This window comes from Mycobacterium neumannii (genome assembly GCF_048452905.1).
Lineage (GTDB): Bacteria > Actinomycetota > Actinomycetes > Mycobacteriales > Mycobacteriaceae > Mycobacterium > Mycobacterium neumannii_B.
On sequence record NZ_JBCGVF010000005.1, the window covers coordinates 146,642 to 167,495 of the forward strand.

The 20,854-nt window shown below is 66.7% G+C and carries 20 protein-coding genes, 1 tRNA gene and 1 pseudogene; 16 read left to right on the forward strand and 6 right to left on the reverse strand.

Annotated elements, in window-relative coordinates:
* The first annotated feature begins 581 nt into the window (after nucleotides 1-581).
* The 6 genes from AAHH99_RS17485 (at nucleotide 582) to AAHH99_RS17510 (ending at nucleotide 7,209) form a co-directional block, all read left to right on the forward strand.
* Nucleotides 582-827 carry a hypothetical protein gene (locus tag AAHH99_RS17485; RefSeq protein WP_064418708.1) on the forward strand — a complete coding sequence of 82 codons (246 nt, stop codon included), beginning with the start codon at nucleotides 582-584 and terminating at the stop codon, nucleotides 825-827.
* 120 nt (nucleotides 828-947) lie between these two features.
* Nucleotides 948-1,652: a response regulator transcription factor gene (locus AAHH99_RS17490; protein ID WP_418769908.1), complete on the forward strand. Its 705-nt coding sequence runs from the start codon at nucleotides 948-950 to the stop codon at nucleotides 1,650-1,652.
* Nucleotides 1,630-3,231, forward strand: coding sequence for an ATP-binding protein (locus AAHH99_RS17495; RefSeq protein WP_418769863.1), 1,602 nt, complete (start codon nucleotides 1,630-1,632; stop codon nucleotides 3,229-3,231). Before AAHH99_RS17490 ends, AAHH99_RS17495 begins: the two co-directional genes overlap by 23 nt.
* Before the next feature lie 215 nt (nucleotides 3,232-3,446).
* A complete protein-coding gene (locus AAHH99_RS17500) occupies nucleotides 3,447-4,727 on the forward strand; it encodes a glycosyltransferase (protein WP_418769864.1) in 1,281 nt (426 codons plus the stop codon).
* The gene (locus AAHH99_RS17505) at nucleotides 4,724-6,634 is read left to right on the forward strand and encodes an ArnT family glycosyltransferase (protein ID WP_418769865.1); all 1,911 of its coding nucleotides are present in this window, start codon (nucleotides 4,724-4,726) and stop codon (nucleotides 6,632-6,634) included. Before AAHH99_RS17500 ends, AAHH99_RS17505 begins: the two co-directional genes overlap by 4 nt.
* 83 nt (nucleotides 6,635-6,717) lie before the next feature.
* Nucleotides 6,718-7,209, forward strand: a complete 492-nt coding sequence (locus AAHH99_RS17510; RefSeq protein WP_064423409.1) for a beta-class carbonic anhydrase — start codon at nucleotides 6,718-6,720, stop codon at nucleotides 7,207-7,209.
* A gap of 92 nt (nucleotides 7,210-7,301) precedes the next feature.
* Here AAHH99_RS17510 and AAHH99_RS17515 read toward each other — a convergent pair whose 3' ends face one another.
* Entirely contained in the window at nucleotides 7,302-7,727 is a 426-nt protein-coding gene (locus tag AAHH99_RS17515) for a PaaI family thioesterase (protein ID WP_418769866.1), read from the reverse strand.
* 231 nt (nucleotides 7,728-7,958) lie between these two features.
* Between AAHH99_RS17515 and cysD the strand changes: the two are divergent.
* From cysD to AAHH99_RS17535, 4 genes and pseudogenes are all read left to right on the forward strand, one after another.
* Nucleotides 7,959-8,929, forward strand: a pseudogene (gene cysD, locus AAHH99_RS17520) (sulfate adenylyltransferase subunit CysD).
* Nucleotides 8,929-10,809: a sulfate adenylyltransferase subunit CysN gene (gene cysN / locus AAHH99_RS17525; RefSeq protein ID WP_418769867.1), complete on the forward strand. Its 1,881-nt coding sequence runs from the start codon at nucleotides 8,929-8,931 to the stop codon at nucleotides 10,807-10,809. The pseudogene cysD and the gene cysN overlap by 1 nt, the downstream one beginning before the upstream one ends.
* Complete coding sequence (locus tag AAHH99_RS17530; protein ID WP_418769868.1) at nucleotides 10,806-11,537, forward strand: 3'(2'),5'-bisphosphate nucleotidase CysQ; 732 nt, start codon at nucleotides 10,806-10,808, stop codon at nucleotides 11,535-11,537. The genes cysN and AAHH99_RS17530 overlap by 4 nt, the downstream gene beginning before the upstream one ends.
* 8 nt (nucleotides 11,538-11,545) lie before the next feature.
* The gene (locus AAHH99_RS17535) at nucleotides 11,546-12,022 is read left to right on the forward strand and encodes an Rrf2 family transcriptional regulator (protein WP_064425764.1); all 477 of its coding nucleotides are present in this window, start codon (nucleotides 11,546-11,548) and stop codon (nucleotides 12,020-12,022) included.
* Nucleotides 12,023-12,037: 15 nt separating this feature from the next.
* Here the strand turns inward: AAHH99_RS17535 and AAHH99_RS17540 are convergent, their stop codons facing one another.
* Complete coding sequence (locus AAHH99_RS17540) at nucleotides 12,038-12,430, reverse strand: VOC family protein (RefSeq protein WP_418769869.1); 393 nt, start codon at nucleotides 12,428-12,430, stop codon at nucleotides 12,038-12,040.
* Nucleotides 12,431-12,469: 39 nt separating this feature from the next.
* On the opposite strand from AAHH99_RS17540, the gene AAHH99_RS17545 reads away from it, so the two are divergent.
* On the forward strand, nucleotides 12,470-13,498 hold the full coding sequence (locus AAHH99_RS17545; RefSeq protein WP_418769870.1) for a nitronate monooxygenase: 1,029 nt from the start codon (nucleotides 12,470-12,472) through the stop codon (nucleotides 13,496-13,498).
* Between the two features lie 4 nt (nucleotides 13,499-13,502).
* Here the strand turns inward: AAHH99_RS17545 and AAHH99_RS17550 are convergent, their stop codons facing one another.
* Complete coding sequence (locus tag AAHH99_RS17550) at nucleotides 13,503-13,916, reverse strand: VOC family protein (RefSeq protein WP_094289532.1); 414 nt, start codon at nucleotides 13,914-13,916, stop codon at nucleotides 13,503-13,505.
* 48 nt (nucleotides 13,917-13,964) lie between these two features.
* Between AAHH99_RS17550 and AAHH99_RS17555 the strand changes: the two genes are divergently transcribed.
* Nucleotides 13,965-14,849, forward strand: coding sequence for an LLM class flavin-dependent oxidoreductase (locus AAHH99_RS17555; protein ID WP_418769909.1), 885 nt, complete (start codon nucleotides 13,965-13,967; stop codon nucleotides 14,847-14,849).
* 133 nt (nucleotides 14,850-14,982) lie between these two features.
* Complete coding sequence (locus AAHH99_RS17560) at nucleotides 14,983-15,243, forward strand: hypothetical protein (RefSeq protein WP_233151508.1); 261 nt, start codon at nucleotides 14,983-14,985, stop codon at nucleotides 15,241-15,243.
* A 16-nt stretch (nucleotides 15,244-15,259) separates the two neighbouring features.
* Here AAHH99_RS17560 and AAHH99_RS17565 read toward each other — a convergent pair whose 3' ends face one another.
* The gene (locus tag AAHH99_RS17565; RefSeq protein WP_418769871.1) at nucleotides 15,260-15,703 is read right to left on the reverse strand and encodes a nuclear transport factor 2 family protein; all 444 of its coding nucleotides are present in this window, start codon (nucleotides 15,701-15,703) and stop codon (nucleotides 15,260-15,262) included.
* 74 nt (nucleotides 15,704-15,777) lie between these two features.
* On the opposite strand from AAHH99_RS17565, the gene AAHH99_RS17570 reads away from it, so the two are divergent.
* A complete protein-coding gene (locus tag AAHH99_RS17570) occupies nucleotides 15,778-16,668 on the forward strand; it encodes an SDR family NAD(P)-dependent oxidoreductase (RefSeq protein ID WP_418769872.1) in 891 nt (296 codons plus the stop codon).
* 361 nt (nucleotides 16,669-17,029) lie between these two features.
* Here the strand turns inward: AAHH99_RS17570 and AAHH99_RS17575 are convergent, their stop codons facing one another.
* Nucleotides 17,030-17,575, reverse strand: a complete 546-nt coding sequence (locus tag AAHH99_RS17575; protein WP_418769873.1) for a TetR/AcrR family transcriptional regulator — start codon at nucleotides 17,573-17,575, stop codon at nucleotides 17,030-17,032.
* Nucleotides 17,576-17,762: 187 nt separating this feature from the next.
* On the opposite strand from AAHH99_RS17575, the gene AAHH99_RS17580 reads away from it, so the two are divergent.
* Nucleotides 17,763-18,971, forward strand: a complete 1,209-nt coding sequence (locus AAHH99_RS17580) for a cytochrome P450 (RefSeq protein ID WP_418769874.1) — start codon at nucleotides 17,763-17,765, stop codon at nucleotides 18,969-18,971.
* 26 nt (nucleotides 18,972-18,997) lie between these two features.
* Here AAHH99_RS17580 and AAHH99_RS17585 read toward each other — a convergent pair.
* Nucleotides 18,998-19,073 (reverse strand) — tRNA-Arg (locus AAHH99_RS17585).
* Nucleotides 19,074-19,173: 100 nt separating this feature from the next.
* On the opposite strand from AAHH99_RS17585, the gene argS reads away from it, so the two are divergent.
* Nucleotides 19,174-20,826, forward strand: a complete 1,653-nt coding sequence (gene argS, locus AAHH99_RS17590) for an arginine--tRNA ligase (protein WP_418769875.1) — start codon at nucleotides 19,174-19,176, stop codon at nucleotides 20,824-20,826.
* The last annotated feature ends 28 nt before the right edge of the window (nucleotides 20,827-20,854 follow it).

A 20,854-nucleotide genomic window follows, 5' to 3' on the forward strand; every position in this document is an offset into this window, starting at 1 on the left:
ATGACTGCCCCGATCGCCGTGACGTGGCCGTGGAGCGCGGCAAGCTGCGCGATTTGGCGAACACGCACTCAGGGTCCAGCACGCTCGCAGAAACGCCCTGTTCAGTGAATGCGCAACTGAGTTTCCGGTGGCCGCGCCGACGGGGCGACTGGGCAACCACGAATGGAGTGACTCGAGTGGGACGTGCCGGGAAGCGACGAACAATTCACTTCAAAGCTATCGCTGCGGTTCTCGGCGGCGGCGCGATCGTCGCGTTGACAGCGCTCGGCATGGCGGTCGACAAACCGTCCGGCCCGACTTCGATCGCGATTCCGAGGATGACCGTCGGCGTAACGGACACTCAGACCACACCGTCCGAGGCGCCCGGCGTGGGCAGGGCGGAGCCGACCATCAAGGGCCCTGCGCCGTTTGCCGTGAAGAGGTGAGCGGCCGCCCAGCACGTGGGGCCGTGTGACCGGCCCGTTTCGCCGGCCTCCCGTTCGGTTATCCAGCACCCAAGGGTTCGACGTCGAATCCTGTTTGCGCTGCTAGACGGGCCGCGACAGCGAGCGCGCCCCACGGGACCAACGAAGAGGTCGAAAGTGAACACGAAACAGCTCAAGCTTCTCTCGGCAGCAGCCGGGACCAGCGCCCTGCTCGCCATGGGCGCCTTCTCGGTCGCGTCCACCACGGCCGCTCAGGACGACGAACCGCCCGTGACCCCAGGACCGGTGACGACGTCGGAGATCACGACCGGCGAGACGAGCATCGATTCCGCTGCGCCGGAGACCCCCACGACGTCGGTGGCCACGCCTCCTGTGACCGCCGAACCGGCGCCGACCGGCTAACCGAATTCCGCCGTTTCACAGCCGGCACATAGGAAGCACACAGCCGCCGACCATGTCGGCCGCGATAATGGAGCCGTGGCGAGCCTCGGCGTGAGCGAGCAGGACCCAGGCCGGGTCGTCATGCGCCGCGCTGACGGCACACCGATACACGTACTGGTTGTCGACGACGAGCCGGTACTCGCCGAGCTGATGTCGATGGCCTTGCGGTACGAGGGCTGGGACATCACGACCGCCGCCGACGGCGCTTCGGCCATCGCCTCGGCGCGCGAAACCCCACCCGACGTCGTGGTGCTCGACGTGATGCTGCCGGATATGAGCGGCCTGGACGTGCTGCGCAGATTGCGCGAGCAGATCCCCGGGTTACCGCTGCTGCTGTTGACCGCCAAGGACTCGGTGGAGGATCGCATCGCGGGGTTGACCGCCGGCGGGGACGATTACGTCACCAAACCGTTCAGCATCGAGGAAGTGGTCCTGCGTCTACGGGCGCTGCTGCGGCGCACCGGCGTTGCCACAGAACCCGACGGCGCGAAGATCGTGGTCGGTGACCTCGTCCTCGACGAGGACAGCCACGAGGTGACGCGCGGCGGTGAGCTGATCACGTTGACCGCAACCGAGTTCGAGCTGCTCCGGTTCATGATGCGCAATCCGAAACGCGTGCTGAGCAAGGCGCAGATCCTCGACCGCGTATGGAGTTACGACTTCGGAGGCCGGTCCAACATCGTCGAGTTGTACGTCTCGTATCTGAGAAAGAAAATCGACAGCGGGCGAGAGCCGATGATTCACACCCTGCGTGGTGCCGGGTATGTCCTCAAGCCCGCGCGCTGACGGGCCGGCCGGAGCCGGACACGGGCCGTCGACGCGGATCCGCTCACCGCGGACGTGGTCGTTGCGCGCCCGGCTCCTCGCGTCCCAGGTCGTGCTCCTCGCGCTGGTGTGCGCCGCCGTCGGGGTGGGCACGGTGCTTGCGCTGCAGCACTTTCTGACGAATCAGCTCGACGAACGACTTCTGGAGACGGGACGGCGTTCGGCGGGCCTGTTCGAATTCGGTCCACCCCCGCCTCCCGGTTTTGCGCGGCCAGGTTTCCGTGACCGCATGATCATCCGCGGTGAGCAGGGACCCGGACCCGCCTTCCTCAACGCGCCGGGTCAGGCCGCTGGGACGGTGGGCGCGGTGGTTTTGCACGGCACCCCGGTCGATGCCGGGGTCATCACCGCCGACGGCACACGAAGCGAGATCAGTTCCACTGCGGCGCAACAGCTGGCGCAGGTCACCGACGGCGCGCCGACGACCGTCGACGTCGACGGGCTCGGCCGTTACCGGGTGCTCGCCCTTCACGTGCATCGCGCCGGTGAGGCGATCGTGACCGGCCTGCCGCTGTCCGACGTCGACGACACGCTGCTGACCGTCGCCATCATCTTCTGCGTGGTCGGCGCCACGGCGCTGGTCGGGGCGACCACTGCCGGAATACTGATCATCCGACGTCAACTCGCGCCGCTGGCAAGGGTTTCCGATGCGGCCCGACAGGTGGCCGACCTCGAACTGGAACGCGGTGAAGTGCAGCTGCCCACCCCGATCGTCAAGGTGGATCCGGCGAGCGCGCACACCGAGATCGGCCAGCTGGGCTCCGCATTGAACCGAATGCTCGATCGGATCGCGTCCGCGCTGTCCGCGAGGCACGCCAGCGAGACCCGGATCCGCCAGTTCGTCGCCGACGCCAGCCATGAGCTCCGCACCCCGCTGGCGGCCGTCCGCGGCTATACCGAACTGGCACAACGCAAACGCGATGACGTACCCGACGACGTCGCCCACGCTATGAACCGCGTGGAATCGGAGACGGCCCGCATGACGCAGCTCGTCGAGGACATGCTGCTGTTGGCGCGTCTCGACACCGGCCGTCCGCTCGAGCAGCAGCCGGTTGACCTGTCGCGCCTGATCGTCGACGCGGTCAGCGACGCACATATCGCCGGGCCGCAACACCAATGGACGTTGGATCTTCCCGAGGAGCCGGTGATGGCGGTCGGTGACCAAGCGCGGCTGCATCAAGTGCTGGGGAACCTGCTCGCCAACGCCCGCATCCACACTCCGCCCGGCACCTCCGTCACGACGTCGCTGAGCGTCGAGTCGGACGGGAGCGTGGTGTTGACCGTGGCCGACGACGGCCCCGGCATCCCAACCTGGTTGCAGCCCGAGATATTCGAGAGGTTCGCCCGCGGCGACTCGTCGCGATCGCGCCGCGGTGGCAGCACGGGCCTGGGCCTGGCGATCGTCGCGGCCGTCGTCAGGGCGCACCGCGGCACCATCGATGTGCACAGCGCCCCTGGCGACACACGCTTCATGGTCACCCTTCCCGATTCACAGCCGGCACACAGCGGGCCCAAGACAGGATCTGGAGCATCTCCGTGAGCGGGTGGGCGAACGCCCTATTCCGCTGCGGCGCAGGATGTTCGGTCGCCACGCGTTGAGCAGGAGTCGAAATCGGCTGAGATCACCGAATACGTCACGACCCACTACTCGCCGATGACCGTCGACGGCGTGGACATCTACGACCTCACCCGGCGGAGCAACTCATAGCTCAGACACAGGTTCGGCCAATCGGGGACACAACACGCGCCTCGACCATGGACGTCGTGACAGACATCGCCCTCGAGCGCCTGCGTTTCGAGTATCGGCCCAACGCTGCGGCGGCGGCCCGCGCGGCAGACGTGCCGGTTCTCGACGTCGTGGTCCCGGTGTACAACGAACAGGACGACCTGGCTGAGTCGGTGCGCCGGCTGCACCGGCACCTGCGTGAGGACTTCCCGTTCCCCTCCCGGATCACCATTGCCGACAACGCCAGCTGCGACAACACCCCGCGCGTGGCGGCCGAACTGGCCGCCGAACTGAGCGATGTGCGGGTGGTGCGGCTCGAGCAGAAGGGCCGCGGCCGGGCGTTGCACACCGTGTGGTCGGAATCCGACGCGCCGGTGCTCGCCTATATGGACGTCGACCTGTCGACCGATCTCACCGCGCTCGCACCGCTGGTGGCCCCACTGATTTCCGGACATTCGGATCTGGCGATCGGGACGCGGCTGAGCCACGGCGCGCGGGTCGTGCGTGGCGCCAAGCGCGAAGTCATCTCGCGCTGCTACAACCTCATCTTGAAGTCGACGCTCGCGGCCCGGTTTTCCGACGCGCAATGCGGCTTCAAGGCCATCCGCTCCGACGTGGCCCGGCTGCTGTTGCCGCATGTCGCCGACACCGGCTGGTTCTTCGACACCGAACTGTTGGTGCTGGCCGAACGGAGCGGCCTGCGCATCCACGAGGTACCGGTCGACTGGGTCGACGACCCGGACAGCCGCGTCGACATCATCGCCACGGCTGCCGCCGACCTGAAGGGAATTGGACGCTTGTTGCGCGGATTCGCCAATGGATCGATCCCGGTGCACGACATCGCCGCACAGCTGGCACCGGCGAAGGCCGCGGCTCCCGGTTCGCTGTTCCGCCAGGTCGTACGCTTCGGCGCCGTCGGCGTCGTCTCCACCGCGGCCTACGTCGCGCTGTTCATGCTCATGCACGGATGGGTGGGAGCACAGGCGGCGAACCTGATCGCGCTGCTGACCACCGCCGTGGCCAACACCGCCGCGAACCGCCGGTTCACCTTCGGAATCGGCGGTTTCGCCAACGCGACGCGGCATCACGTTGAGGGGCTGATCGTGTTCGCGATCGCCCTCACAATCACCAGCGGCTCACTCGCGGTCTTGCACCTGCTGGTCGCCCATCCGTATCACCTGGTGGAGCTGACCGTGCTGGTGCTGGCCAACCTGGCGGCCACCGTGGCGCGGTTCGTGCTGTTGCGCGGCTGGGTTTTCCATCCCCGGAGATCTCGAAATCACATGCAGAGCAAGGGAATCACACCATGATCGTCACAGACGAACTTCGGCTTGCGGCGTCGGCGCCCGGTGCAAAGGACGAACGAGTCGATGCCCGCTGGACCCGTCCGGCCCTGGCCGCACTGTTGCTGGCGACCGCGGTGCTGTATCTGTGGGGCCTCGGTTCGAACGGCTGGGCCAACGACTATTACGCGGCGGCGGCGCAAGCCGGCACACAGAACTTCACGGCGTGGCTGTTCGGCTCCCACGATGCCGGCAATGCCATCACCGTCGACAAACCGCCGGCCTCCCTGTGGGTTATGGCGTTGTCCGGCAGGCTGTTCGGCTTCAACGCGTTCACCATGCTGCTCCCGCAAGCGGTGATGGGCGTCGGCTCCGTTGCGGTGCTCTACGCGGCGGTCCGTCGCGTCAGCGGCCCCGCTGCGGGCCTGATCGCTGGCGCCGCACTGGCACTCACACCCGTCGCGGCGCTGATGTTCCGCTTCAACAATCCCGACGCGCTGCTGGTGCTGCTGATGGTGGTCGCCGCATACTGCGTGCTGCGGGCGACCGAGACGGCGAGCACCCGCTGGATGATGCTGGCGGGTTGTGCTCTCGGGTTCGCGTTCCTGACGAAGTTGTTGCAGGCCTTTCTCGTCGTACCCGGCCTGGCACTGGCGTTCCTGGTCGCCGCCCCCGTCGGGATGTGGCGGCGCATCGGCTCGTTGGCTGCGGGTGCGGCCGCGATGGTCTACTCCGCCGGGTGGTTCATCGCCCTGGTCGAACTGTGGCCGGCCGGTTCGCGGCCTTACATCGGCGGCTCCACCGACAACAGCCTGCTACAGCTGGCATTGGGCTACAACGGAATTGAGCGAATCGCCGGCGGTGGCGGGCCCGGGGGCGGCATGGGCCCCGGCCCGGGCGGGCCCGGCGGTGTACGGCCCCTGTTCTTCGGCGGCGAGCCCGGTATCGGCCGGATGTTCGGCGACTCGATGGGCACGCAGGCGTCGTGGCTGTTGCCCGCCGCGTTGATCGGTCTGGTCGCGGGATTGTGGTTCACCCGCCGGACACCGCGGACGGCCGGTGTGCGTGCCGCGCTCCTGATGTGGGGCGGCTGGGTCCTGGTGACCGGCGCGGTGTTCAGCTTCATGGACGGCACCATCCACCCGTACTACACCGTCGCGCTGGCGCCGGCCGTGGCAGCACTGTTGGGGATCTCGGTTCGAGAGTTGTGGCGTGGCAGGCGCTTTCCTGCCCCGCGGGTCGTGATGGCGATCATGTCGGCAGCAACCGGCGTGTGGGCGTTCATCCTGCTCGACCGGACGCCGGACTGGTGGCCGGCGGTGCGCTGGGTCGTGTTGGTGGGTTCGGTGGTCGTGGCTTCGATACTCGCGGTCGGCGCCCACCGGCTCGGCCGCGCGACGACCGTGTTGGCGGTCACCGCGGCGATGTTGGGGCTGGCCGGTCCGACCGCGTACACGTTGGCGACGGTGGCCAACGCGCACGGTGGTCCGATGGTCGTCGCCGGTCCGTCCGTCGGAGTGAGCGGTTTCGACGGGGACGGGCCCGACCGGCACGCGCCCCCCGACGGCCCCGGCCGGTTCGGCGCAGCCGCGGACAATCCCGCGCTCGAGAACATCGTGAGGGAGGCGTCGACCCGCTGGGCGGCGGCGACCGTCGGGTCGATGACCGCGAGCAGCCTCGAGTTGAAGACCGGCGCGTCGGTGATGGCGATCGGAGGGTTCACGGGATCGGACGACTCGCCGACGCTCGAGCAGTTCCAGGCGTACGTCGCGCACCGGGAGGTGCACTACTTCATCGCCGGCGGCCACGGCGGTCCTCCTCGCCGAAACCACGGCGAAGCCTCCGCGATCGCGACATGGGTGCAGCAGAACTTCACCCCGATCGACGTCGGCGGCGCAACGGTCTACGACCTGTTCGAGCCGATCGTCAGATGATCGGCGCAGCACGCTCGTCCATTATCTGATCTGCTTGATTTTCTTCGCTCCGTCAGGGCGTGGGCGGTTATAGGGTCGACCCCATGTCCGTGACCGACGAGTATCTGAAGAACAACGAGGAGTACGCCAAGACGTTCTCCGGTCCGCTGCCGTTGCCGCCGAGCAAGCACGTCGCGGTGGTGGCGTGCATGGACGCCCGGCTCGACGTCTACCGGATTCTCGGTCTGGGCGACGGCGAGGCGCACGTCATCCGCAACGCCGGCGGCGTCATCACCGACGACGAGATCCGCTCGCTGGCGATCAGCCAGCGGCTGCTCGGCACCAAAGAGATCATCCTGATCCACCACACCGACTGCGGCATGCTGACCTTCACAGATGACGGCTTCAAACAGCAGATCCAGGACGAGATCGGCATCAAGCCCGAGTGGGCCGCAGAATCGTTCATCGACCTCGAAGTGGACGTGCGGCAGTCACTGCGGCGGATCGAGGCGAGCCCGTTCGTCACCAAACACGAGTCGTTGCGCGGCTTCATCTTCGACGTCGCGACAGGCCGCCTCACGGAAGTCACCCTGTAGCTCCTTGTCCTTTCCCGCGAGCGGGCGCGTCTGCACACGACACGCCGCGGAATTGCGGCACTTTGCGCACGCTCGTGGCCCGCGAGCGCCCGTTAACCGACCTTGTAGGTCGCGATCGCCTTCGCCACGGCATCACCGTCGGCGGTCATGACGTCGACCTCGCAGTTCACCAACGTCTTGCCTCGCCGCAGCACCCGCCCGATCGCCACCAGATCACACGCGCGAGCGGGAGCCAGGAACTGCATCGACATCGACGTGGTGACCCCGCGCAGCGACTCCGGCACCGCGGCCTGCGACCACGCGGCGGCCATCACCGCGACGTCCGCCAACGCCGCAATCGCGCCGCCGTGCACCATGTCGCCGACGGTCACGTTCGATTCATCCCACGGCAGTCGCAACCGGACTTCGTCGCCGTCGAGTCGCTCGGCGACGATGCCGAGTTTGGCGACGAACGGGGACTGCGGGATGAACTGCGCCATGACATCGGCACCTGTCCGGGGCGGGGAAGTGGTGGTCATGGGTCGAGTATCGGCACTGGGCGCGCCGAAGCAATTACCTCGCGGGTAAGTGTGGAGCGCACGCTCGCGGCCCCTTGAGCGCGGCCAACTGTCGAATTTTGGCGGCGTGTTCTGCGCAAACACGCACGCTCGCGCGACGAAGGGGAGGCACGAGGGGGAGGCGCGAGGGAGAACGGGGCAGCGCCCGGTCGCGTTGACACTCCGGGCGGCAACGGTGTCTAATATCGGGTAATGGTCATAAATATGGTCATTCCTACCCACTTTACGAGGAAATGATGACGACCACGAGCGAACAGCTCAACGCGGGGCGCTACGAGCTCAGCCATCTGCGGTCCCTGGAAGCCGAAGCCATCCACATCATCCGTGAGGTCGCCGCCGAGTTCGAGCGGCCCGTGCTGCTGTTCTCCGGCGGAAAAGACTCCATCGTGATGCTGCATCTGGCGCTCAAGGCGTTCCGCCCGGGCCGGCTGCCGTTCCCGGTAATGCACGTCGATACCGGACACAACTTCGACGAGGTGCTGCAGACCCGCGATGAGCTCGTCGAGGAGTTCGGCGTTCGGCTGGTCGTGGCCAAGGTGCAAGACGACATCGACGCCGGCCGCGTGGTCGAGACGATCCCGTCACGCAACCCACTGCAGACGGTGACCTTGCTGCGCGCGATCCGCGAGAACAAGTTCGATGCCGCGTTCGGCGGCGCCCGCCGCGACGAGGAGAAGGCACGCGCCAAGGAGCGGGTGTTCTCCTTCCGCGACGAGTTCGGCCAATGGGATCCGAAGGCCCAGCGGCCCGAGCTGTGGAACCTCTACAACGGCCGCCACCACAAGGGCGAGCACATCCGCGTGTTCCCGCTGTCGAATTGGACCGAATTCGACATCTGGTCCTACATCGGCGCCGAGAAGATCAAGCTTCCGTCGATCTACTACGCCCATCGCCGCAAGGTGTTCGAGCGCGACGGCATGCTGCTGGCCGTACACAAGTACCTGCAGCCCCGCAAGGACGAGGAGATCGTCGAGAAGACCGTCCGATTCCGCACCGTCGGCGACGTCACCTGCACCGGCTGCGTGGAGTCGCACGCCGCAACGGTTTCCGAGGTCATCGCCGAGACGGCGGTCTCGCGGCTCACCGAACGCGGCGCCACCCGCGCCGACGACCGCATCTCCGAGGCCGGTATGGAAGACCGCAAGCGAGAGGGCTACTTCTGATGACTCGCACCACCGAGCGGCCCACCACCCGGCCCGCCGCGACGCTGCTGCGGATCGCCACCGCGGGTTCCGTCGACGACGGCAAGTCGACCCTCATCGGCCGGCTTCTGTTCGACTCCAAGGCCGTCATGGAAGACCAATTGGCCTCTGTCGAGCGGACTTCCAAGGAACGCGGTCACGGCTACACGGACCTGGCGCTGGTGACAGACGGCCTGCGGGCCGAGCGTGAGCAAGGTATCACGATCGACGTTGCCTACCGTTACTTCGCAACGCCCAAGCGCAAATTCATCATCGCCGACACCCCGGGCCACATCCAGTACACCCGCAACATGGTGACCGGTACGTCCACCGCGCAATTGGCGATCGTCCTGGTCGACGCGCGCCACGGGTTGCTCGAGCAGTCGCGGCGCCACGCGTTCCTCGCTTCGCTGCTCGGTATTCGGCACATCGTGCTCGCGGTAAACAAGATGGACCTGATCGATTGGGACAGAGAGCGTTTCGAGAAGATCCGCGACGACTTTCATGACTTCGCCGCCCGCCTGGACATCCACGACGTGACGACGATTCCACTGTCGGCGCTCAACGGCGACAACGTCGTCACCAAATCCGACAAAACCCCGTGGTACGAAGGTCCGCCGCTGCTGAACCACCTCGAAGAGGTCTACATCGCCGGCGACCGCAACCTCGTCGACGTGCGGTTTCCCGTTCAGTACGTGATCCGCCCGCAATCCCTGGAACATCACGACCACCGCAGCTATGCGGGCACCGTCGCCGGCGGCGTGATGAAGGTCGGCGACGAGGTCGTCGTGCTTCCCGCGGGCCTGACGTCACGGATCGCGGCGATCGAGGGGCCCAGCGGTCCGATCGATGAGGCCTTTCCTCCGATGGCGGTGGCGATCAGCCTCACCGACGACATCGACATCTCGCGCGGCGATCTCATCGCGCGGCCGAACAACCAGCCGCGGGTGGCGCAGGAGTTCGATGCCACCGTCTGCTGGATGGCCGACGGTTCCGCGCTGGAACCCGGCCGCGACTACGTCATCAAGCACACCACCCGCACCACGCGGACGCGGGTCACGGCGCTGGACTACCGCCTCGACGTCAACACGCTGCACCGGGACAAGGAAGTGACCGCGCTCAAACTCAATGAGCTGGGCCGCATCTCGCTGCGCACACAAAAGCCGCTGCTGCTTGACGAGTACAGCCGCAACGCCACCACCGGCTCGTTCATCCTGATCGACCCGAACACCAACGGCACGGTCGCCGCCGGCATGATCCTGCCGCAGGTGACCGCCCGCACCTCGAGCCCCAACACCGTCCGGCATGAGTCGCTGTGCAAGGCCGAGGACCGGCTGAGCAAGGGCAGGACCGTGTGGTTCACCGGCCTGTCGGGCTCCGGCAAGTCGTCGGTGGCGATGCTCGTCGAGCAGAAGCTGATCGAAAAAGGTGTTCCCGCCTACGTTCTCGACGGTGACAACCTGCGCCACGGTCTCAACGCCGACCTCGGTTTCTCGATGGCCGACCGCGCCGAGAACCAGCGCAGGTTGGCCCACGTCGCGGCGATCCTCGCTGACTCCGGACAGGTTGTGCTGGTGCCCGCGATCAGCCCACTCGAGGAGCACCGGGCCCTGGCCCGAAGGGTCACCACCGAGGCCGGACTCGACTTCTTCGAGGTCTTCTGCGACACCCCGCTGGAGGACTGTGAGCGACGCGATCCGAAGGGCCTGTACGCCAAGGCTCGTGCCGGTGAGATCACCCACTTCACCGGTATCGACAGCCCCTACCAGCGGCCGAAGGATCCTGACCTGCGCCTGACGCCCGAACGCGATCCCGAGGACCTGGCTCAGATGGTTATCGAGCTGCTGGAAAGTCGGCAGTGAGCGATCATGATCTCGCGGCTCGGCTGGCCACGGCGGCCGGAAAGCTTCTGCTCGACGTCCGGGACGAGCTCGCCGGCGCGACCGCAGCTGAGCGAAAGGCCGCCGGGGACAAGCGCTCCCACGACTTCCTGATCGAGGCGCTGGCGACGGAGCGGCCAGACGACGCAGTGCTGTCGGAAGAGGGCGCCGACGACCCGGTGCGCCTGACCGCCGAACGTGTCTGGATCGTCGACCCTCTCGACGGCACCCGGGAATTCTCCGAACTCGGACGCGACGACTGGGCGGTGCACGTTGCGCTTTGGCAGGCAGGGGGATTGGTAGCAGGGGCCGTAGCGCTTCCGGCGCAGGGCACGACGCTGGCCACCCCGACGGTCACGCCGCCCCCGCCGCAACCCGAGACCCCGCGGATCGTCGTGTCCCGCACGCGGCCCCCGGCCATCGCGCTCGCGGTGCGCGACGCGCTGGGCGGCACGCTGGTCGAGATGGGTTCGGCCGGAGCGAAGGTCGCTTCCGTCGTGCAGGGACGCTCGGATGTCTATGTGCATGCGGGAGGCCAGTACGAGTGGGACTCGGCAGCCCCGGTCGCCGTCGCCCGCGCCGCCGGGCTGCACACCTCACGAATCGACGGTTCGCCGCTGTCTTACAACCGGCGCGATCCGCTACTGCCCGACTTGGTGGTGTGCCGGCCCGAGCTCGCCGAGGCGGTGCTCGCGGTCACGCGTGATTGACTGGGTTCATGCGTATGTCGGCCAAAGCGGAGTACGCCGTCCGCGCGATGGTGCAACTCGCCACTGCCGACACCGGTGTCCTCGTCACCACCGACGACCTGGCCAAGGCGCAGGGCATTCCTCCGCAGTTCCTCGTCGACATCCTGTCCGCCTTGCGCACCGACCGACTCGTGCGCAGCCACCGCGGCCGCGAAGGCGGCTACGAGTTGGCCCGCCCAGCGAAAGACATCAGCATCGCCGATGTGCTGCGCTGCATCGACGGTCCGCTGGCCAGCGTTCGTGACATCGGCCTGGGAGACCTGCCCTATACGGGCCCGACGACGCCGCTGACCGACGTCTGGCGTGCACTGCGCGCGAGCATGCGCTCGGTGCTCGAGCAGACGAGCATCGCCGACGTGGCCGCCGATGCGCTGCCCAAGCACGTCCGCAAGCTCGCCGACGACTACCGCGATCAGGAGACCAAGCGCGGACACTCGCTGAACTAGTGGCGTCGTCGCGGGTCAGTTCGCGCCGTATCCGTAGGGCCGGGTGATGATCTCGAGATAGTGGCCCGCTGGGTCCTGGAAGTAGACACCGCGACCGCCGTCATTGTGGTTGATCTCGCCGGGGCGCATGCCCCGCGGATCTGCCCAGTGCTGCAGGCCTCGCGCCAGGACGCGGTCGTAGATATCGGAGAACTCGTCTTCGGACACCAGGAATGCGTAGTGCTGCGGACGGATGTCCTCGTCCGGGCCGACTTGGGCGTAATCGAGGCTGGCGTCGTGCGCCAGGTCCACGACCAGAAAATGACCGAACTCTTTGGCGGGGGGCAACCCGAACAAATCGGTGAAGAACCGGGCCGATTCCTCGCGGTCTTTCGACGCCACGATGGTGTGGTTGAACGTGATGGCCATACCGATTCAGTCAACCACCGCGATGGCGCGCCGACAACGATGCACGATGGACGCGTGACGGTCGACTTCAGGGACCTTGAGCATCCCGTCATCGTGGCCCCGATGGCGGGCGGCCCCTCCACGCCGCAACTCGCCGCCGCGGGAACCAATGCGGGCGGCTTGGGTTTCGTCGCCGCCGGTTACCTGACCGCCGAGGCGTTCGGCGAACGCCTCAGTGCGACACAGCGGCTGACAACCGGCCCGGTGGGTGCCAATCTGTTCGCATCGCAGCCCAGCGCGGCCGATCCCGAGACGATCGCGCGTTATGCGCAGGCGCTCACCCGTGACGCCGAACGGTACGGCGCCACGCTCGGTGAGCCCCGGTCCGACGACGACGCCTGGGCGGCCAAGATCGATGTCCTGCTCGACCTCAAGCCCGCGGTGGCGTCGTTCACCTTCGGTCTGCCCAGCGCCGAGGAGATACAGCGGTTGCGCGCGGCCGGCATCACCACCGTCGGCACCGTGACCACGCTCCGCGAAGCGCAGCAGGCGGTGGCCCGCGGCGTGGATGCGGTCGCCGTGCAGGGCCCCGGGGCGGGTGGCCATCGCGGCACCTTCGACCCGACCGCGCAGCCGTCGGACCTTCCGCTGGACGAGTTGTTGGAAGCGGTGGTCGCAAGCGTTGACGTGCCAGTCGTCGCCGCGGGAGGCCTCATGAGCGCCGACGACGTCGCGCGGGTGCGACGTGCGGGCGCGGTGGCTGCACAACTCGGGACCGCATTTCTGCTCGCGGAGGAATCGGGCAGCAGCGCCGTGCACCGCGCCGCGTTGCAGGACCGCGCATTCACCGAAACCGTTGTCACGAAGGCGTTCTCGGGCCGTTACGCGCGTGGTCTGCGGAACCGGTTCGTCGACGACCACGAAGGCCAGGCGCCGTTGGGCTACCCCGAGGTGCACTACCTGACCAGCCCACTGCGCGCGGCGGCCGTGCGCGCCGGCGATCCGCACGGTGTCAACGTGTGGGCGGGAACCGGCTTCCGTGACGCCGCGCCGGGTTCGGTGGCCGACATCATGAGCAGGCTCACTTAACGGATCACTTTGGGGCGCTCAACTCCAGCGCGATGTTGTCCGGATCGCGGAACTCGAGGATGTACATCGGGCCGATGTCCTTGATCGGTTCATGGGCGATGCAGAGTTTGTCGAGATGGGCCTCCGCGGAATCGAGTTCGTCCTTGCTGGTCAGGCGGAACGCGACGTGGTCGAGGCCCGTGCGGTTCTCGTCGAAGCGATCGTCGCCCACGGGCCGCAGTGCCACCAGGACACCACCGAGGTCGTAGATGACGCCGCCGTACAGAAAGCCCAACGCCTCACGGGTCGCCGCGTCGGCGCCCTCCGGTAGCTCGATGAACACCCGCCAGCCGAACACCGACTCGTAGAACTCCCGGGACCGTTCGATGTCGGTGACCGTCAGCCGGAGGTGCGCGATGGACGCGGTGGTGATCGCCATGACCCTCATGCTGCCAGCCGTGCCAGAATCACCGTCGTGCAAATCGGGATGACGCTGCCTGTCATGGAAGCCGACCTTGATGCCGAGACACTCCAGACGTGGGCTCGGGTGATCGACGGCGGACCCTTCTCGTCGCTGTGCTGGGGCGAGCGCATCGCGTTCGACAATCCGCACTCGCTGACGCTGCTCGGCGCGGTCGCCGCGTGGACCGATCGGGTCCGTCTGGTGACCACCGTCGTGGTCCCGCAACTGCACGACCCCGTGATGCTGGCCAAAGCGCTGGCCACCGGCGACATGCTCTGCGGTGGACGGTTGACGGTCGGTTTCGGTGTGGGCGGCAGGGAAGAGGACTACCGCGCGGTCCGCGCCGACCCGGCAAGCCAGACCATGCGGGGGATGGCCGATCGCGTCGCGGTGATGCGGAGGGTCTGGGCGGGGGAGAAGGTCACCGAATCCGTCCTCCCGGTCGGGCCGACGCCGGTGCAATCCGGCGGGCCTCGACTGTTGGTCGGCACGATCGGGCCGAAGACGGTGCGCAGCGCGGCTTCATGGGCGGATGGGCTGGCAGGCACGACGCTCGATCTCGATGTCGACCGGCAGAACGAACTGTTCGACGTCGCGCGCGGCGCCTGGGCCGAGGCCGGCAAGCCTGCACCGCACCTTGCGACGTCGTTCTGGTTCGCGATCGGCGAGGGCGACCAACCGCGCGAGCAGGTGCATCGCCATCTGCGGCGCTACATGAACTGGATTCCCGCCGACGTGGTCAATGCGATGGCGCCCATGACCGGTTGGGCGGGCACTGAACGGGAACTGCTCGACGTCTTGCGTCGGTTCGAGGACATCGGCACCGACGAAATTCATCTGATCCCAACGAGTTCGGACGTCGACCAGGTGCGCAAAATTGCCGACGTCGTCAACGAATTCAAGCCGTAGGGCGGTTGGCGGTCGTACCCACCGCAGTGGCAATATGGAGCCGTCGGGGAAGTCGTGAGGGTCGCGTCGTGTTGGACAGCAATACCGAGCGTCCATAGCAGCGGCGGGGGCAGATCGCCGAAAGGAAATCACGATGACGATGACAGGATTCAAGAGGTTTGCGGCCGGAGCCGTGTTGGCCGGTGCTCTGGGAGTCGCCTCTGCCGGCCTCGGGGCGAGCCAGGCCGCCGCCGACGACTGGCGCTGGGATCCGCCAGGACCCGGCCATGTCCACATTCCGGGACCGCCGCCAGTGCATGTCCATGTCCCGAAGGTGCCACCGGGGCATATCGCCCACATCCCCGGCGTGCCGCCGCCAGGACACTGGGACAAGCCCTGGAAGTGGTGGAGGTAATCCGGGGCGTCCCCGCCTAGAACTTCAGGTGGTGACTGGTGTCGCCGACCTGGTCGATGAACATGGTGCGACTTTCGAACCACCAGGTGCCGTCGACGCGGTGGAAAGTGTCGCGGTAACGGCCGGTCACGATGACCTGCAGAGGTAGTTCGGGTGTGGACTGCGTGACGCAGTAGTAGGCGCTGCCGTGGCCCGTCCCGGCGTCTTCGTCGACGCGAACCGTCACGTTGGTAGTGAGGTGCTTGGTCTTGGGAGTGCCGTCGTCGTAGAGGCGCACCGCCATCTCGAACATCTGCCGCACCCGGGTCGCGCCCTCGAAAACCGTTTCTGGCGGCCCGTTCTCGACGCCGTGGATCCGGCCGTGCGTGAACAGTGCGCCGACACCGTCGAAATCGCCGGCGTCGATCCGATCGGCGTAGGCGTAGACGAGATTTTCGATCTCGCGCGCGGAGTTGCTCATCGGCGAGTAGACAACCAGCACCGATGTGTGGTGTCAACGATCACGCGCGTAGGCCCCGTCGCTAACCTCATGCGGTGGCTACGAATTGGTCGCCGAGCCGGCTCGGCAATCTGAGCGGAAAGCGGATCATCGTCACGGGGGCCACCAACGGCGTCGGCCTGGCGACGACGCGGGCGCTGGTCGGCGCTGGCGCACATGTGATCCTCGCGGTGCGCAACCTCGAGTTGGGTGCACAACGGGCCGCCGAGATGGGCGGCGACACGACGGTGGTCAAACTCGACCTGGCCGACCAGTCGTCGGTGCGCGCCTTCCCCGACCTGCTCGACGGCGACGTCGACATCCTCATCAACAACGCGGGCCTCGTCGCGCAGAACCGAGGCGAAACCGTGGACGGGTTCGAAACCACACTCGGCACCAACTTCCTGGGACCGTTCGCGTTGACTAACCTGCTCTTCGAGCGCGTGCGGTCGAAGATCATCAACGTGGGCTCGGATGCTCACAAGTCGGCCAGCATCAACCTCGCCGACCCGCATCTGCGCTCCAGCAGATGGTCGGCGTTCCCGGCGTACGCCCGCTCGAAGCTGGCCGTGATGCTGTGGGGACTCGAACTCGATCGTCGGTTGCGCGAGGCGGGCTCGCCGATCACCAGCTTCCTGACCCACCCCGGCTGGGTTGCGTCCAATCTGTCGAACGTCTCGGAAAAGCCCGCGATGGCAGCGTTTCACGCCGTGGTGAAGGTGGCGGCGCGGGTGCTCGCCAACGATCTCGACGCGGGCGCGGCGCCGACGCTGTACTGCATCACCGAACCGATTCCTCCCGGCAGTTATGTCGGCATCGACAGCAGGTACGGCTTGAAGGGTGCGCCGACGTTGAGCGGCCGGGGCGCCGTCGCATGCGATTACGACGACGCCAGAAGGCTCTGGGAGTTCGCCGAGAAGGAAACCGGTACGAGCCTGCCGATCTGAACCGTTCGGCCGATAATCCTCCCTGCGCCGCAAATGAGTTGGCGCAGCAGATGGTCGCGTTGAACGAGCTGTTCGCGCAGGTGTCACAGCCGGTCGAAGAGGTGAGCAAGCCGCTTCCGCCTGCGGCACCTGCGTCGCCGCCACCGGTCCCAGCCCTTCCGAGCGCCCTGCCGCCGCCCCGGCACCGGTCGTATCGAACGCCACCGCCGCGGTGGCAGATGTCGCGGAAAATCTGAACATTCCTCCGGCCGAGGACTCGGGACGACGGACACGTCCGCGGCTCAACGTCATCACCGGCGCGGGGAACCCGGGTGGGCCGACGACGATCGGGAACGGGCGCACTTCCGGTGGTCCGGACTCGTCAGTTGAATGCTGGTGCGACGAAGCGCTCCACCATCTGGCGTTCCACCTCGGTGTCGCCGATCGGCCAGACCGCCAGCGACATGACGACGCGGACGATCCATTGAGCTGCCTGGGGGTCGTCGTGCGTGATGCCGGCGAGGTCCGCGGCGAGACGGCCCAGCACCGGCGAGGAGGGGAGCCCTGTCAGATCACCACCAGCGCTCAACCCGACCATCATCTGGCGCATCGGGTCTGATCGCATGTGTTCGAGGGCGACTGTTATTGCCGTTACCACTCGCTCCGCGCCACTCAAGTTGTTCACGGCGCGTCGCACCGAGTCGACGATATGGGCCGCCAGGCGGATTAGAACGGCGTCGCGGATCTGTGCTTTGCCTCCGGCGTAGCGGTAGATGGTCGCCCGTGAACAGTGCACTCGCGCGGCCAGGGCATCCATGTCGAGGGCGTCTAGGCCATCCCGCAAGACGAGGTCGGTCGCCGCGGCATAGATGCGGTCTGCCGCTGCCGTACGGCGCTCGCCTCCAAGGAGCCAATCGTCTCGGGCCACGATGATCTTCCTCTCGAATGTAGAAGGTCAATCGTCTCAAGGTTGAGACGAAGTAGACGGTTAATCTCAGAGTTGGTGCAGGTACGGAGTGCAGCGTGCGACGGATGTCGCCCGGCCGGCCGAGCGGGGATTTCAACTTGTGCGAAGACGGTTGACGTGCGCAGACGACTCCGATCAGCGTGGAGCAATGACGCGGCTTGGCATCGAGTTGTTCGACGATGAGTGGCTACAGGACCCCTACGCTCTCTACCGACGGATGTTGTCCACGGCGCCGGTGCATCGGATCGGCGATTCTGGGTTCTACGCGGTGTGCAGTTGGGACGCGGTCAACGACGCCATCGCTCGACCCGAGGACTTCTCCTCGAATTTGACCGCGACGATGACGTATCAGCCTGGTGGCGAGGTCGGCACCTTCGAGATGGAGGGATTAGGCGGAAAGAGCCATGTGTTGGCCACCGCCGACGAGCCCGCGCACGTGGTGCACAGGAAAGCGTTGCTGCCGCAGCTGGCGGCCAAACGTATTGCTGCCTTCGAACCGTTCATCGCTGAAACGGCCGAGTTGCTCTGGAATGCCAACGTGCGAGATGGGCGCATCGAATGGATGAGCGCCATGGCGAATCGACTGCCAATGATGATCGTGGGTCGCATCATCGGTGTCCCGGACGCCGACATCGACAACCTCGTGCGATGGGGATATTCGGCGACCCAGGTGGTGGAAGGGCTTGTCAGCCAAGATCAACTCGCCGCTGCTGGCGTCGCGGTGATGGAACTCGCGGGATACATCACCGATCAATTTCGACAGGCTGCCGCCGACCCGCAGGACAACTTGCTCGGCGACCTGGCCATCGCGTGTGCATCGGGTGAGCTGGAAGAGCTGACCGCGCAGGCGATGATGATCATCTTGTTCAGCGCGGGAGGCGAATCCACGGCATCGTTAATCGGTTCCGCGGCCTGGGTTTTGGCGACTCGTCCAGATATCCAAGAGCAGGTGCGCGATCACCCGGAGTTGCTGGGTGCGTTTCTTGAAGAGGTATTGAGATACGAGCCGCCGTTTCGGGGCCATTATCGTCACGTCGTCCACGACACCACCCTGTGTGGTGTCGAGCTTCCTGCGGATTCGCGCCTTCTACTGTTATGGGGCGCGGCCAACCGCGATCCTTCGCACTTCGACGATCCCGACGAATTCCGACTCGACCGGCCGACCGGGAAGAACCACATCGCATTCGGCAAGGGCGCGCACTTCTGCGTCGGGGCGGCGCTCGCTCGATTGGAGGCCCGGATCGTGCTCGGTCAACTCCTTGAACGGACGTCGAAGATCGAGGTAGCTGAGATTGGGCGGTGGCTGCCGAGCCTCCTCGTGCGCCGCCTCGAGCGACTCGAATTGGCCTGCGAGTAAACCGTCGCACCAGTTTGTTCGCGGAGTGGTGCCCCCGGCAGGATTCGAACCTGCGGCCTTCTGCTCCGGAGGCAGACGCTCTATCCCCTGAGCTACGGGGGCGCGTGAGAAACAGCGCCGATGGGCCTGCACAGCCTAACGCATTCAGCTCATCGGAAACGGATTCGGGGCCTGACCACCCGAGACCATAGGATGGACCCCCGTGACCCCCGCCGACCTGGCCGACCTGCTCAAGTCCACCGCTGCCGCGGTGCTGGCCCAGCATGGGCTCGACGCGTCAGCGCTGCCGGAGACCGTCACCGTCGAACGCCCGCGCAATCCCGAGCACGGCGACTATGCCACCAACCTCGCCCTTCAACTGGGCAAGAAGGTCGGCGTCAACCCGCGGGAACTGGCCGGCTGGCTGGCCGAGGCTCTAGCCGACACCGCAGGGATTTCCGCTGCGGACGTTGCCGGCCCCGGCTTCGTGAACCTGCGCCTGGAGGCGTCGGCGCAGAACGTCATCGTCACCGACGTCCTCACAGCCGGCGCGGCCTACGGTCACTCCGAGGCGCTCGCAGGACGCAACGTCAACCTCGAGTTCGTATCCGCCAACCCCACCGGGCCGATCCACATCGGCGGCACCCGCTGGGCGGCCGTCGGCGACGCGCTCGGCCGGCTGCTGTCGACCCAGGGCGCCGCGGTCACCCGCGAGTACTACTTCAATGACCACGGTGCCCAGATCGACCGGTTCACCAGCTCCCTGATCGCCGCGGCGAAGGGCGAACCGGCGCCCGAGGACGGCTACGCGGGCGATTACATCAAGGACATCGCCGCGCTGGTGCTCGCCAAGGAGCCCGACGCGCTGGGCCTGCCCGAAGACGATATGCGCGAGACCTTCCGCGCCATCGGCGTGGATCTGATGTTCGCCCACATCAAGCAGTCCTTGCACGACTTCGGCACCGACTTCGACGTCTACACCCACGAAGACTCGATGCACACGTCCGGACGGGTCGAGCAGGCCATCGCCCGGCTCCGCAATGCGGGCAGTATCTACGAGAAGGACGGCGCAACCTGGTTGCGCACCACCGACTACGGCGACGACAAGGACCGCGTCGTCATCAAGAGCGACGGCGCGCCTGCCTATGTCGCCGCCGACATCGCCTACTACCTGGACAAGCGCGAGCGTGGATTCGACCTGTGCATCTACATGCTCGGCGCCGATCACCACGGTTACATCGCCCGGCTCAAGGCGGTGGCGGCCGCGCTGGGCGAGGACCCGGCCACGGTCGAGGTGCTCATCGGTCAGATGGTCAATCTGGTGCGCGAGGGCCAGCCTGTCCGGATGAGCAAGCGGGCCGGCACGGTGATCACCCTCGATGACCTGGTCGAGGCGATCGGCGTCGACGCCGCCCGCTATTCGTTGATCCGGTCCTCGGTTGACAGCCCGATCGACATCGACCTCGAGCTGTGGTCGTCGGCGTCCAACGAAAACCCGGTCTACTACGTGCAATACGCGCACGCGCGGCTGTCGGCGCTGGACCGCAACGCCGCCGAACTGGGTGTCGTTCCCAGCACCGAGAACCTGCAACTGCTCAACCACGACAAGGAAGGTACGCTGATCCGCAACATCGGCGAATTCCCGCGCGTGCTCAAAACGGCTGCGGCACTGCGAGAACCGCACCGCGTCTCGCGATACCTCGAGGACCTGGCCGGTGACTACCACCGGTTCTACGACTCCTGCCGTGTGCTGCCGCAGGGCGACGAGGCACCCAACGAGCTGCACGGTGCGCGCCTGGCGCTCTGCCAGGCCACCCGTCAGGTGATCGCGAATGGCCTTGACATCCTCGGTGTCTCCGCTCCGGAGCGCATGTGATCGCCCATCCCGCCGGCCCCCGGCACGC